Source organism: Halothiobacillus sp. DCM-1 (assembly GCF_045689735.1).
Lineage (GTDB): Bacteria > Pseudomonadota > Gammaproteobacteria > Halothiobacillales > Halothiobacillaceae > Halothiobacillus.
Window position 1 is genome coordinate 89,189 of sequence record NZ_CP142685.1, and the last position, 13,437, is coordinate 102,625.

Here is a 13,437-nt window from a genome sequence, read left to right on the forward strand (position 1 = left end):
CCCAATGCGACAATCAAGTCATTCGTTGTGTAGCGAAGCCCAGTCGTGGGCGGGTACCGGATGGGGCGGGATGCGGCGGGAAATGCCGTGGATGGGTTTTCCATCCGTATAAACGGTCTTTTAATGCGTGTTTTCTGGTCTGTGTCGGGATCCCGTAATACGAGAGACAGCGCAAGTCGCCACGAATCCATCAAGCGCCTTTCCGGCGTATCCTGCAACGAAGCGGGTGGCTTTGTGACTGGGTGATCGCCAACACGGGTTTTTTGCGTTGAAAAGACAAAAAAGGCGCCCGAAGGCGCCTTTTGTTCTATCTGACAAATTCAAACCCGCGGGGTCACGCCCAACGGCGTGCCCGTTTGATTAGAACTTGTGTTCGATACCCAGAGAAACGGCAGAAGATTTGCCGCCAGCGAAGCTGCCTGTGGTGCCAACCGTGCCGGTCGGATACTTGTAGTCATGACCACCATTCATGATGGTGTACATGGCATTGCTGCTGTTGCTGGTTTGCGCGTACATCGCATACACATTGGTTTGCTTGCTCAGCTTGTAGTCGTACCCAACAGCCCACAGATCACCACCGGTGTTGCTGGTGTTGCTGATGTCATCCGCTTTGTAGTACTGAGCTTTGATGGTGTTGGCACCCAGGAAGGTGTACGCCGCGCCCACACCGTAGGCTTTAACATCGTTGTTGGAGAACGCAACATTCTTGATGTCTTGGTACAGGCCCAGAATCTTGAAGCCGGCGATGCTGTAGTTTGCACCGATACGGTAGGCACTTTGCGAATCGTTGCCTGCAGTTGATGCCGATTGCATTTTGTGTTGCTCGTAGGCAGCATCCAGACCGAAGCCAGCGATACCGTAGTGCGCGCTCAAGCTCCAAGCGTTGTTGTTGGTGTTGTAAGGCGCTGCAGGGCCAGTAACGCCAGCGCTGGAAGACCAGCTATTCACATAGGCAACGATCGCTTTGAAGCCCATCAGATCTGGCGTGACATAGGCAATGACTTGGCTCGGACGCAGGTCCCAGTTGGTGTCATTGTTGCCATAAACTGGGGTGGTTGTCCCAACAATGGCGCCGGTTTTGGAATTAACCGCGTAAGTGGTCTGAGTACCGGTGGCAGCAACACTTGGTCCGCTGATAATGTTACGAGAATCGCCGATGGTATCACCGAACAGGTCATAGTCACGACCCATCATCTTGAACGGGGTGTCATGACGACCGGTGATGACGGTACCCCAGAAGCCGGTGGCGCCAACGAAAGTATTACGCTGACCGCCGATTGCGCCGCTGAAAGAGCTGTTTTGACCCGCGTCGATACTGGTTTCGTATTGGTAAATGATGCTCAGGCTGTCATTGATTTTCTCTGAACCCTTGATGCCGATACGGGAAGAGTTGGAAGAGAAACCGCTTTGAGTGCCAGAGGCGTTATCGCCGCCCAGTACATCGTAAGATACATGGAATTTGCCGTACAGGGTGGTGTCGGCCATGGCAGCAGCCGGAGCAACCATAGCGGCTGCAACAGCGATGGCGATGATATTCTTTTTCATCTGATCGATCTCCATTGAGGTTTGAGATTACAAGATTCCCCAGCCATCTGGGTACTCGGGCAATACTAACCGCATCCGGTCAAGACACAAGCTACGCCAAGCGTTTTTACAACATTATTGCCCCGCCCTGTTGCACCACCACAACAGGGCGGGGTCTGGCGCGGCGGCTTTGCGCCATCCTGGGGCAATTGTGATGCAGTGTAAGCCATCACCCCAAGCCTTTCCCTCGCGCGCGGCTGCTGGGTGCTACTCGCTCAAACTTTCCTCTGCGAGGGGGGGCGAGTCACCTCGCTCCCCCCGGCTCGTCCTCGCGGGGATCGTTTGGCCCGCTCGACGGGGAGGGACCCGGTCATAGCGCTCCACCCGCTTGCAGGCGGGGTTACGGTGCCGGGCAGGTGCCACCAAAGCTCGCCGATTCCATCCTCACCATGCCTGATTTGAGTAGTACGACATCCTGTGCGTGGCCGTCGAAATTCTTTGGCGCACAGATGCGCACCCGTCCCGCGCTGAATGCGCCGCCGGGTTGTTCGGCGAAGCCCAGCGGTTGGAAGATGATGGGCTTGTTCATTGGGCTGTTGCCGAGAATGGTTAATCCCGTCGCGGGCGTATGGGTGAACACGATCTGCTCATCGGTATCGAGCACCCCGTCGCGATCGGGATCGGTGAAGGCGATGAACCCCATTTGCCATGCGACATTCTGCCCCGTCTGGCAGCCTTGTTGCGCATCCCCGGTGCAGAGTGTGACCGGCGTGTTACGCAGCGCCGCGACCTGCCGCGCCTGACTGAAGGCGTGATAAATCGCGTGGGTGGCGGTGAGCAGCCGGGATTTAAGCACCGTCTGTTGCCATTGAGGAATGGCGATGGCCGCGAGGAGCGTCAGCACGGTGAGGGTGATCATCAGTTCAATCGCGGTAAAGCCGCTGGTGCGTGGGCGCATCCGTGCATCCTCTGACTGGTTGCCTGATCAATCCTTGACCAATCCGAATAATAACGACAGTGCCCGCGATCAGGCGGGCACCGTGTAATCGCCGTGACCCCCTCACGGCGCTGCGCGTGTTACCAACAGCCCGCCGTACTGGGGCCGCGCGTACCTTGCTGGTTCAGCGTGAGTGTGCCGCACTGGGTATCGCGGCTGGCCTGTGTGCCGGTTGGCACTGCTTGTAAGGTATAGGCCGATTGCGTGAGCGAATTGGTGACGAACGAGTAGGTGTAATTCGCGCCGGTGTTCGCTGCTGAGGCGCAGTCGAGTGCAGGGAGCGTATTGGCTACGGGGGTTGCGGCTGCGGTTTTGTCATAGCGCAGATTGGCGGTGTAGAACCGCTCCATATAGTTGGCATACTCGGAGAGGCAGCCTTCCGCCGCCGCGCGGTTGGTTTTGGTGACCGAGTTGATGTACGACGGATAGGCAATCGCCGCGATGATGGCGATGATCGCCACCACGATCATCAGCTCGATGAGGGTGAAGCCATAAATAATGGCCGCAGGAAATTGACGGTTGGCCGATCTTTTGAGTTTTGATAGCGCGTTCATTTTTTTTCCTTATTGGTTGACGAGTTCGCGCCAAGAGACGCGCCCTGGCGAGGCGGAGCCTTGTGGGTTGATTTTAGTAATTGCAGCGGTTCCACTACTTGTTTGCGTAACCAAATACGGACTGCCATTAACTGTTACAGAGTAAGGGCTGCCAACGCCATTGAGCTGAATACCGGATACGGTCGAGCCGTCGGAAGCGGCGTTGAAACTGCCATTGGCATCCGGGAAGAACCCTTGAGCCAGCCCGCCTCCAGAAGCAATATCGAATGCCATTGTCCAACCAGTTTGTTGGCCAGGGTTGCATGTATCCGATGAAATATTCGGAGGGATCGCGGTGTTCACAACCACCGCATTACCAATGATTACTGGATTATAGATAATCTGTTCGCCTGTGGTCGGAAGATCAAAATACCAGCCAAACTGTGTGTTGTTGCTGGCATTATTGCCACAAGTTTTACTTCCTTTCCAACATACTTTACTTGCGGTACTCAGTGAGCGATAGCCCAACACCGCGCCATTCGTGCTTGCCGTTGTAGTCGATACTAGGCTTTGCGCAAGAAGATTAGTACGAGTGAAAGTTTGCGTTCTGCTTAATGCTGCATACTGTACAGATGCAGCCGGTATTTTAACATTACTGGCCGTTTTATTAATCCCATTGTTCCAGTTGGTCATATCCCAGTCCCATATACCATAAAAAGTCTGGGTGCCTGTGGCATATTTATCGGCAGAAGTGCTCGTCGCAGGTGTTTTTTGGCCAGTACCAAATAAAATCATCACACGGGTGTTATTGTCGATTTTAGAAGAAGCGACTGCAACGGCGGTGGTGATAGGTTGAAGATTCCCGCTACTGTCTTTTGCAACATAGAGGGGAGTGGGATTACTGTTGCCAAAATTAGAGACATGCCAATCGGAACTGTTGCTACTAGTCAGATTAAAGCGCCAGATATTTCCCTTTTGGTCGCCGGCGTATAAATAATCCGTTACATGATCATTGTCCAGATCGGCCGAAGTAACATAGGCGATACCGTTCGCATTGGTTGATGAACCAACGCCTGTGTCTAAGAACTTGAAAGTCACAGCGCCTGTCGTACTATCGATTAGCCCAATATAAACGCCAGCGCTGGTCCCGCTATTCAAGCCATTGCCGAAAATGATGGCCCACTGTCCGTTATGTAATCGAGTAATGATTGGTGTTCCAACGGTGTTTCCTAGCTTTCCAAGGCTAGCGGATGTCCAGTCTCCCTTGACTAGATTGGCGGCATTCGCCTCAGAAAATTGAGAGGGGTCTGTCACATCGAGCGCAAAGATTTCTTTGCCACCCATACCGACCCCGCCGACTAACCAAGTATGCCATTGCCCCCCGTAGAACACATCACCCGCGACCGGGGTGGCGTCGACAAAATAGTCATGTCCGTATGTCGGGCTAGTTAAGTCAACAACATTGGAATTTGATAATACCGATGCCGGCATAAATGCTAGCAGTTCCTTTCCGTCATTATTTGCGCTGTTATAAGAGCCATCTGTGTTGTTGCTTCCTGAACGAAAACCATGAAGCAATCCATCATTGCCGCCGACATAAACGATATTGGTTCTCGTTGCATTTGAGCTAACAAACTGATCATAAGTATTGGTCGAGTTTGCGCTATTTTCAGGCGGTGTTTGGGCTGGGTATAGTAAGTCGCCCCAGGTACTGGGCAATGCGGTTGCTGATGGCGCGCCAACCACTGTTGGGCTGGAGTCAATAATGTCGCCCAGCACTCCAGTTCGGGCACGCAGGTTCCCAGCTGGCGTCGCAGTTTGTTCTTGGCTGCGATCACCGCGAAGCCAGTTAAGTCGATTTTTCCCCGCACTATCACTGCCGTTAAGTGTGCTTTGCTGAGCGCTGGTAAGGTCGCTCCATTGGAGAGGCACACCCTTGGAGCCATTCCAGGTAAGTATCGTGCGATTTGAGGGTGTTTGTGCGGACAGCGTGTTCAGCGCATTTCCATTGGCGTCGGTCCCCATACTTGGGCATGCGCCGCCGGTCAAAACGCAACTAGCATCCCAATTGGCTACTGTTGAGGCAGTCAAATTGTTATTGCTGAAAACCAGCGGCTCAGAAACAACGGAACCCCACCAGTTATTGGCGTTATAATAAGCGAGATATATTTGGGTTCCTGTTTTAACTTCTCCCGATTGAATGGTGTTGGCACCTACGCTGCTGGAGGATTGAGTCGGGGAAGCCTGGAAACAGGTGATTTCATGAATATTTGTTGACCCACCTGTTGAGCCCGCGAAACCAAATCGAAAGCTTGAAGGTACTGCGCCATTTGCGCTAGTTATGGATTTATTGACCAGCACGGATTGATAATTTCCGTTGTTATAGCTATACAGAAATGTTAATAGGCCGGAAGGTGTTAGTATGAGTTTGTAAGTTATTGGTTTAGCACCTGCGCGGCTTGAGGCGGTACTAGAAATTGGGGTTGTTAAAGTTACATTGCTGCCCGGTATAAAATTATAGTCCTTTATCTTGGTTTGCGTTTGTTTTGGTGAGCTTGGGCTAGAGTAATCCCACAAGAAACCAGTTTTGCAGGTATTTTGTATTGCCTGCTCTTGCTGAGCACTTAATAGTGTGCCAGGATAGTAATTTGGATAACTTGAATTCAGATTATCCCAGGTTACATTTCCACTCCCTCGAAGTCCGATGGTATTCTTTTTGAAGCCAATGCCACTACTGGTGTTGTCATTACGCTGGACTAGATTCCCTTTGTTATCAAAGGTTGCTCCATTAAGAAAATTGCCATATTCATCAATTCCTAGACCCAAATAGCCATTGGCAATACCATCTGGGCCTCCCTCCGAAGAGCCTTTATAATTAGAGCAACTGTATCCTAGGCTTCCTCCTGGCGTTCCCGTTTTTGTTGGCGCATCTTTAGTTCCATCTGTTAAGAAGAAACTGATTCCATCGGCACCAGTTCCTCCGTAGGTATAGCTAGTAAAGGTGACTTGTAGTCCTTGAGTAGATGGAAATGTAAAGTTCGAGAGAATAGCTCCAGTCTGGTCATTTTTCGCTGGGGTTAGCCTCAGCGCACCTGAACCTACTGCATCTTTTTGTGGCAAGTTGCAGGCTGGAATAGTGCCACCACCGTCACCTGCGGTTAAACAAGCATAACCCAGCGGCACCCAAGGATTTTGTGCTTGCCCCCCCGTAAAGTTATCCGTAATAATCGTGGCATTTCCCTGCGATGCATACGCGAGCAGGAGGATTAAAGACAAATGTTTTAAGGTTGGGCGGTTGGTTGGCATATTAGCTCCTTGCGAATTAATCAGCTAAATTTGGTTAAAGGTGCGCAGCTCGAGTTCGAAAATTCAGGCGTGGTGCATTTTTGTTATAGGTTTTGTGCTATTGCCCAGCATTGTTAGACCAGCCCTTCAAATTTTTAGGATCTAAACAGTGACTGGATGGTTACGGTCGATCGCTCGGGTGTGCTGGCCGGATCCCCGTTGCGGGCAGTAATTCGAAAATATTTATTCGGATTCCCAGAACCACATCCGCCGTAGGTTGTGCAACCCGATAACTGTTGCACTGAACTATTCGGGTTCGTGTAATTTCCCATAAATTCGACCACATATTGCGGCTGGCCGACATTCAGTGCCCCGGCATTGAAGGTGCTGGTGGGCACGGACTGGATTTGGGCGGCGGTGGCTCCGCCACTGTCAAATGGGTTGGCAATACATTGCTGCGTGGTGCAGTTGCGAAGGTTGGTGGTGTTGGTCGGGTTGGCAATTACCCAAGCCTCGCCCGCACGCAGCGCCGCTTCGGCAGACTGGAAGCTGGCTTCGCGGTCGTAGAAGTTGCTGGTCATTTGCTGCTGCATCGTGGTGCCGCGAATGGCCGCAAGGCCAATCAGGGTGACGACGACCAGCAGCACGAGGGCAACCACAAGGGCGACGCCGTGTTGTTGAGCGGGGTATGTGGCTCTGTATGGTGTGATCTGGGGATGAGGGATTTTCATGGCTTAGCCCATCCGATTGCGTAAGGCGATAGTGTTGGTGAATACCCGTTGAATCACTCGCGGGTCATTCGGGTTATTGGGGTTGGTCGGTACGGCAAGGGTGAGGGTGACCTGAACCGCAGTTACCTGGCTCCAGTTGGTTACGCTGGCGGCTGGTACAAAGCTGGTGCCGCCTTGCAGATAGCCAAGTTGCATGTTGGTGACGCCCCGAACGATTTCTTGTTCTTGCGGCTGCGCGTTGACCTTGCCGCCACTACTAGAGACGCTGATGGTGGAGCGGAAGAGTGAGCAGTTTTGCGGCGTGCTGGCGGCGCAAGTGCCCAGCGCGTTATTGCCGATATACCAGTAGCTGGCGTTCAGTTTGGCCAGCATGGCGTTGTTTTGGTAGGTGTAGGGGTTGCCGTTGGTGCTGGAGCAGTCAGTTGGAAAACCTAGCCCTTTTGAGCAGTTGCCCGGTGTGCCGGTGCCGGTATTGTGAACAACGGTCACATTACTGGCGTTATAGTTCGTAACCTGCAGGATCGTGGCTTGGTTGGGGTCGCAAACGATGACAATGTCACCATCCTGGAGATCAGGCTTCGGCTCGTTGAGTTTGAATTGAGCCGTGGTCGAGTTCGGCGCATCGACGCTATAGCCGCTGTCACCAGCGCTCATCAGGGTGATGGAGTCGCTGTTGGTGGTGCGTTGCGTCGCCGCAGTGCCGGTCGCTACCGGTGCGGTTGCGCCGGCGGCATAGCCCTGTAGGGCATTGGCCCAATTAGCCCACCAGTCGGTGCCGCCATTGGCGGGGCTATTGTTCAGCACATTGGCGACATTGGTGTTGCCGCAACCGGTGAGCCCGGCCTGGCGAATATCGCGGGTGAGAAACTCAAAGGCGATGCGCGAACCATCCTGAACCTGAGCCAGTGCCTGATTACTGCGGTAGCTCTGCTGGTTCGAGAGCAGGACAGACACCACGCCGCCAATGACGATCAAGCCCAGCACCAGGGCAATCATCAGCTCGATGAGGGTGAAGCCTCGTTGAGCGGGGTGGTTCATAGCATTGCCCTCGTGGTGATGGTGGTGAGCCCGGTGTTATCCGTACCGCCGGAGTTAGTGCCCATGCGGCTTTCATCGAAGGTGACGGTGATGGTGCAGTCGCCCGCTGCGCTGCAATTGACATTGCCGGTGGTGCTGGCCAGAGCACCCAGGTTTTGCCCGAGCTGGTTGCACCAGGTGTTGAGCTGGGTTTGCGCCAGGGTGCCCGTGGTGGTCGGGCAGGCGTCGGCCTTGAGCGGGGAACTGGTGTTGTACGAGCCATTGAGCGCGTTGCTGCGATCAGCGCGCATGGCGTCGAGAATCGAGTAGCTGGCCACCACGGCCATGCTGCGCGACATGGCGCTGTTGTTGGTCGAGAGTGCCTTGGCTTGCAGCGCGGCAATGCCGAGAAACCCAATCGAGAGAATGAGCACGGCAATGAGCACTTCGATCAGGCCGACACCGTGTTGAGCTTGCCGGGGCAAGTGGTTATTTGCAGCTTGCACTGGGGCCTCCTGTGGCGCAATTGGCGTTGTCGGTACAGGTGGAGACCACGGAACCCGCGGTCAGGTAGATGCACCGATGGGTGTTGCTGGAAATCTGGCTGGTGTAAATATCGGCCACCAACCCGGTGTAAGGCGCGGTGGTGGCGGTGCCGGGTGTGGCCAGCCCTTGAGCGCGGAAGCTCAGTGCCTTGACATTCTGGATGTCGATGACGCCGGGTTGAATGCCGGTAATGCCGGTTTGAATGGTAGTGGCGTTGGCCGGTACCACGGCGCAGGTGCTGGTGGCGCAGACATTCACATCGGTATTGCGCTTGACGGCTTCCGCCCGCGCCATCATGAGGTTGTTGACCAGACTATTGGCGCTGGCGCTCAGCTTGTTGCTGACGGTGAGGTAGGTAAAGCTCGGGATGGCGATGGCGAGCAGAATGGCGGCCACCACGAGGGTGACCATCAGTTCGATGATGGTGAACCCGTGCTGGCGGGCTGCGTGGCGGCGGTGGCTGAGGCGGTGGTACATGCCGGTGAACTTCCCTTTTTGGACGGCCTTATCAAATCATGGCGCCGGGTGCGAGGCGAGAGGCTTGCCGATGAACGGTGGTTTGCGGCGGATGAGCGGTCGATTCGGGCGCGCGCCGGTGGTTCCGGGTGTTGTTTGTTACACTGCGTGGATGTTTTTGCGCCGCCCGCGAAAGGTTATCTATGCCGATTGAGTTGAAAACTGCCGAGGAAATCGAGGCGATCCGTACTGCCAGCCAGCTGGCCACCGAGGTGTTGAACCTGTTACGCCCGCTGGTCGTCGCCGGGGTGACGACGGAGGAGCTCAATGCCGTGGCGCATCGGCACATCACCGAGGTGCAGGGCGGCGTGCCGGCGACGCTGGGTTATCACGGCTTTCCCAAATCGATCTGCACCTCGCTGAATCATCAGGTGTGCCACGGTATTCCCGGCGCGCGCAAGTTGGTCAATGGCGATATGTTGAATATCGATGTGACGGTCATCAAAGAGGGCTGGTTTGGCGATACTTCGGCGATGTACTGCGTGGGCACGCCTTCGATTCGCGCCCGGCGGCTGATCGAGGTGACTTATGAGGCGATGATGCGCGGCATTGAGGCGGTGCGGCCGGGCGCGACCCTGGGCGATATTGGCCACGCCATTCAGAAAACCGCCGAGGCGCAGGGGTTTTCGGTGGTGCGCGAGTATTGCGGGCATGGGCTGGGGCGAAATTTCCACGAAGATCCGCAGATTCTGCATTACGGTAAACCCGGTGAGGGGCTGCGGCTGGAGCCGGGGATGGTGTTTACCATCGAGCCGATGATCAATGCGGGCAAGCGCGAGATCAAGTTGCTCAACGATGGCTGGACGGTAGTGACCAAGGATCACTCCCTGTCGGCGCAATGGGAGCATACGGTGGCGGTGACGGAAACCGGCGTCGATATTCTGAGCGGCGATGCGCGCCCGGCGGCGATGCGTGGCGTGGACTGACTTGTGGTGAGCCTGCCTGCTTCTCGCCCGATCTCTGCCACGCAACAGGCCGCGCTTGAGGCAATGCGCGCGTGCCGGACGGCGTGGCGCGCCGCGCTGGCGGCACCGGACGGCGCGGCGGCGTTTTTGCGCGCACATACGGCGGCCATCGATGCCGTGCTGCGCGCACTCTGGCCGGAATCCGCCCCAGCGGGCGCTGCGCTGGTGGCGGTCGGTGGCTATGGTCGAGGCGAGCAGTTCCCGTATTCCGATGTGGACTTATTGGTCTTGCTCGAACCAGAGATAGACGCCGGCTGGGTTCACGATCTGTTGCATCCCCTGTGGGATACGGGGCTGGTGATCGGCCATGCGGTGCGCACGCTGGATGAGTGCGGCGCGGCGGCGCGCGACGATGTGACGGTGTATACCAACTTGCTTGATGCGCGGTTGCTCTGCGGCGATGGAGCGTTGTTCGCGGCACTGGTCGAGCGGGTGCGGAGCAATGACTGGGCGCAGGACTGGTCGTTTTTTCAGGCAAAAACCGCAGAGCAGGCACTGCGCTATCAGGCGTTCGATGAGGTCGGTGAGAAAATCGAGCCGAATATCAAGGAGAGCCCGGGCGGCCTGCGGGATTTGCATAGTCTGCGTTGGGTCTGTCACCGCATCGCGGGCGCGGGCACGCTGGATGCGATGCGCGCGGCCGGGATCCTGGGCGATGCGGAATGGCAGGCGCTGACGACGGCGGAGGCGTTTTTGAGTGCGGTGCGGATCGGCCTGCATGCACTGGCGGATCGGGCGGAGGAACGCTTGCTGCTGATGCACCAAAAGACCTTGGCCGCCGCCTTTGGGTATGTGGACGAGGCGAATGAAAACCGGGCCGTCGAGCAGTTCATGCAGCGGTATTTCCGTAATAGCCTGACCATCGAGCGGCTCAATCAGGTGTTGATGCAGCAGCTTCGGGAGCAGCTCGATCCGCATCCCAATCGACGCATTGTGCCGATCAATCCCCGCTTTCAGGTGCGCGGGGCATATCTGGAAACCACGGATGCGCAGGTGTTCATGCGGACGCCGACGGCGATTCTGGAGCTGTTTCTGCTGCTGGCGGAACGGCCGACCCTGCTCGGCCCTTCGGCGGCGACGGCGCGCCAGCTGCGGGCGAATCTTTCGGTGATCGATGAGGGGTTCCGCAAGAACCGGCAGGCGCAACAGTTGTTTCTCGCCATCGTTCAGGCGGATCGGGGCGTGTATCGGGCGCTCAAGGCGATGAATCTCAACGGGGTGCTGGCGGCGTATTTGCCGGCTTTCGGTGCGATTGTCGGCTTGATGCAGTTTGATCTGTTCCATGCCTTCACGGTGGATGCGCACACGCTGTTGGTGGTGCGGAATCTGCGGCGGTTTTCACGGCCGGAATTCGCGCATGAGCAGCCGCTGGCCAGCGAGATTTTTACGCGCGTGGAGCGGCCTTGGGTGTTATATCTCGCGGGCTTGTTCCATGACATCGCCAAAGGGCGCGGCGGCGATCATGCGGTGTTGGGCGCGGTGGATGCCCGCGCGTTCGCCCGGCAGCATCGGCTGTCGGAGGCAGATACCGAGCGCATGGCCTGGTTGGTCGAGCAGCATTTGTTGATGTCGTTTACCGCGCAGCGGCGGGATATCGAAGACCCGGCCATCATCGAAGTCTTTGCCCGGCAGGTCGGCAGTGTGGCGCGGCTGGACGATCTGTATCTGCTCACCGTGGCCGATATTCGCGCCACCCATCCGAATCTGTGGAATTCCTGGCGTGCCGCCTTGCTGCGCCGCCTCCATCAGCTCAGCAGCGTGTGGCTTGAACAAGGCGAGCGCCAAACCCGCAATGAGCGGCAAATCATCCTGCAAACCCGCGAAGAGTCGCTGGCCGAAGGGGTGCGGCAGGCGCTGCCCGCCGAGGCTTTGCGCGCCTGGCTCGACCGGTTGCCGGACGATTATTTCTTGCGGATGGATCCGGAACCGATCGTGCGACACGCGACGCTGGCGCTGACGAATCCGCTGCCGCTGGTGTCGATCAGCGCAGCGCCCGCCCAAACCGCGACCGAAATTTTAGTGATTGCGCCTACTTCCCCAGGATTTTTTGCCCGGCTCGTCGCCGAACTCGACCGCAACAGTTTGAATGTGCAGTCGGCGCATATGACGCTGCTGGCGGGGCATCCCGACGGGGTCGATTGCGCCCTGTTCGAGTTTTTTGTGCTCAATCAACAAAATGCGGCCGAGCTGGACGGCTGGACGCGCGCGACGCTGCATGATCGTCTGCTGCAGCGGATCGCTGACCCATCCACCCAGGTGCCTCGGTTGCGGCGGCGGATCTCGCCGCAAATGGCGAGCCTCGATGTACGCACCGAGATCCGGATCGTGCCGGATACGGCGCGCGGCCAGACGACGGTGCATATCAGCACCAAGGATCGACCGGGGTTGCTCGCGGACTTGACGGCAACGCTCGCCGAACAGGGGCTGGTGTTGCGCCACGCGCGCATCAGCACCCTGGGCGAGCGGGCGGAAGATGTGTTCGATCTCGTCGGCCGGGCAAGCCAGGCGGTGGAGCCGACGCAGTACGAACCCCTGGAAACGGCACTGCGTCACGCCATTCTTGCGGGGGCGGAGTGACGGCGCCGACCGATCGCGCGGAGGTTGTCTCGGCACCGAGTGAGCCGTGGCGAGTGCTCGATCAAACGCCGGATTACCTCATTATCCGCAAGCCGGATCGCCTGTTGTCGCAACCAGGCGTCGGCCCCAATAAAACCGATAGCCTGATCACCCGCGTGCAGGCAGAATATCCGGAAGCGCTGATCGTGCATCGGCTGGACTGGGACACCTCCGGGCTGATGGTGCTGGCGCGCAGCAAGGCCGCGCATCGGGCGTTGTCGATCGAATTCCAGGAGCGGCGCACCGAAAAACGCTACCGCGCGCGGGTCGATCGGCCGATCGACCCGGCGGAAGGCTGGATCGACCGCCCGATTGGCATCGATCGGGCGCATCGCCCGCGTTCGAAAATCGATGTCGAACGGGGGCGACCCGCGCAGACGCGCTACGCCGTGACGGCTTGGGATGAGCAGGCCGCCTGGCTCGACTTGTGGCCGATCACCGGGCGCTCGCATCAATTGCGGGTGCATTTGCTCTCGATCGGACACCCCATTCAGGGCGACACGCTCTATCACCCCGAGGCGGCACGCCATCCCCGGCTGATGCTGCACGCGGAGTATCTGGCCTTTGCTGACCCTCGCAGCGGTGACTGGCGGGTTTATGAGGATCGGGCGCCGTTTTAGGAGAGGCTTGTTCCAGTCCTCGGGGGAGATGCGTCAACCGCATGGGCGGGCGCGCATTCTCGTGCGGTTGTACGCGCTTGAATGCGG

11 protein-coding genes are annotated in these 13,437 nt (G+C 57.1%); 3 read left to right on the forward strand and 8 right to left on the reverse strand.

Annotated features, from left to right (window positions below; all coding sequences use genetic code 11):
• Positions 1–360: 360 nt before the first annotated feature.
• The 8 genes from VOI35_RS00450 to VOI35_RS00485 form a co-directional block, all read right to left on the reverse strand.
• On the reverse strand, positions 361–1,545 hold the full coding sequence (locus VOI35_RS00450; RefSeq protein ID WP_407275942.1) for a porin: 1,185 nt from the start codon (positions 1,543–1,545) through the stop codon (positions 361–363).
• A gap of 379 nt (positions 1,546–1,924) precedes the next feature.
• On the reverse strand, positions 1,925–2,482 hold the full coding sequence (locus VOI35_RS00455; protein ID WP_407275943.1) for a GspH/FimT family pseudopilin: 558 nt from the start codon (positions 2,480–2,482) through the stop codon (positions 1,925–1,927).
• A 119-nt stretch (positions 2,483–2,601) separates the two neighbouring features.
• Positions 2,602–3,075 carry a type IV pilin protein gene (locus tag VOI35_RS00460; RefSeq protein WP_407275944.1) on the reverse strand — a complete coding sequence of 158 codons (474 nt, stop codon included), beginning with the start codon at positions 3,073–3,075 and terminating at the stop codon, positions 2,602–2,604.
• 9 nt (positions 3,076–3,084) lie between these two features.
• A complete protein-coding gene (locus tag VOI35_RS00465) occupies positions 3,085–6,360 on the reverse strand; it encodes a pilus assembly protein (RefSeq protein WP_407275945.1) in 3,276 nt (1,091 codons plus the stop codon).
• Between the two features lie 134 nt (positions 6,361–6,494).
• Positions 6,495–6,998: a PilX N-terminal domain-containing pilus assembly protein gene (locus VOI35_RS00470; RefSeq protein WP_407275946.1), complete on the reverse strand. Its 504-nt coding sequence runs from the start codon at positions 6,996–6,998 to the stop codon at positions 6,495–6,497.
• A 75-nt stretch (positions 6,999–7,073) separates the two neighbouring features.
• Positions 7,074–8,108 (reverse strand): prepilin-type N-terminal cleavage/methylation domain-containing protein, encoded by a 1,035-nt coding sequence (locus VOI35_RS00475; RefSeq protein WP_407275947.1) that lies wholly within the window; start codon positions 8,106–8,108, stop codon positions 7,074–7,076.
• Positions 8,105–8,593: a type IV pilus modification protein PilV gene (pilV, locus tag VOI35_RS00480; protein ID WP_407275948.1), complete on the reverse strand. Its 489-nt coding sequence runs from the start codon at positions 8,591–8,593 to the stop codon at positions 8,105–8,107. Before pilV ends, VOI35_RS00475 begins: the two co-directional genes overlap by 4 nt.
• Entirely contained in the window at positions 8,577–9,110 is a 534-nt protein-coding gene (locus VOI35_RS00485; RefSeq protein WP_407275949.1) for a GspH/FimT family pseudopilin, read from the reverse strand. The genes pilV and VOI35_RS00485 overlap by 17 nt, the downstream gene beginning before the upstream one ends.
• 182 nt (positions 9,111–9,292) lie before the next feature.
• On the opposite strand from VOI35_RS00485, the gene map reads away from it, so the two are divergent.
• From map to VOI35_RS00500, 3 genes are read left to right on the forward strand one after another with little or no spacing between them, the layout of a single operon-like run.
• Positions 9,293–10,075 carry a type I methionyl aminopeptidase gene (gene map, locus VOI35_RS00490; RefSeq protein ID WP_407275950.1) on the forward strand — a complete coding sequence of 261 codons (783 nt, stop codon included), beginning with the start codon at positions 9,293–9,295 and terminating at the stop codon, positions 10,073–10,075.
• A 6-nt stretch (positions 10,076–10,081) separates the two neighbouring features.
• Positions 10,082–12,691 carry a [protein-PII] uridylyltransferase gene (glnD, locus tag VOI35_RS00495; protein ID WP_407275951.1) on the forward strand — a complete coding sequence of 870 codons (2,610 nt, stop codon included), beginning with the start codon at positions 10,082–10,084 and terminating at the stop codon, positions 12,689–12,691.
• On the forward strand, positions 12,688–13,350 hold the full coding sequence (locus VOI35_RS00500; protein WP_407275952.1) for an RluA family pseudouridine synthase: 663 nt from the start codon (positions 12,688–12,690) through the stop codon (positions 13,348–13,350). The genes glnD and VOI35_RS00500 overlap by 4 nt, the downstream gene beginning before the upstream one ends.
• The last annotated feature ends 87 nt before the right edge of the window (positions 13,351–13,437 follow it).

Bases quoted from the DNA above. Each gene is read 5' to 3' on its own strand.
- VOI35_RS00465 (WP_407275945.1), bottom strand. From the start codon at position 6,360: ATGCCAACCAACCGCCCAACCTTAAAACATTTGTCTTTAATCCTCCTG.
- VOI35_RS00485 (WP_407275949.1), bottom strand. From the start codon at position 9,110: ATGTACCACCGCCTCAGCCACCGCCGCCACGCAGCCCGCCAGCACGGG.
- VOI35_RS00460 (WP_407275944.1), bottom strand. From the start codon at position 3,075: ATGAACGCGCTATCAAAACTCAAAAGATCGGCCAACCGTCAATTTCCT.
- VOI35_RS00455 (WP_407275943.1), bottom strand. From the start codon at position 2,482: ATGCGCCCACGCACCAGCGGCTTTACCGCGATTGAACTGATGATCACC.
- VOI35_RS00475 (WP_407275947.1), bottom strand. From the start codon at position 8,108: ATGAACCACCCCGCTCAACGAGGCTTCACCCTCATCGAGCTGATGATT.
- map (WP_407275950.1), top strand. From the start codon at position 9,293: ATGCCGATTGAGTTGAAAACTGCCGAGGAAATCGAGGCGATCCGTACT.
- VOI35_RS00450 (WP_407275942.1), bottom strand. From the start codon at position 1,545: ATGAAAAAGAATATCATCGCCATCGCTGTTGCAGCCGCTATGGTTGCT.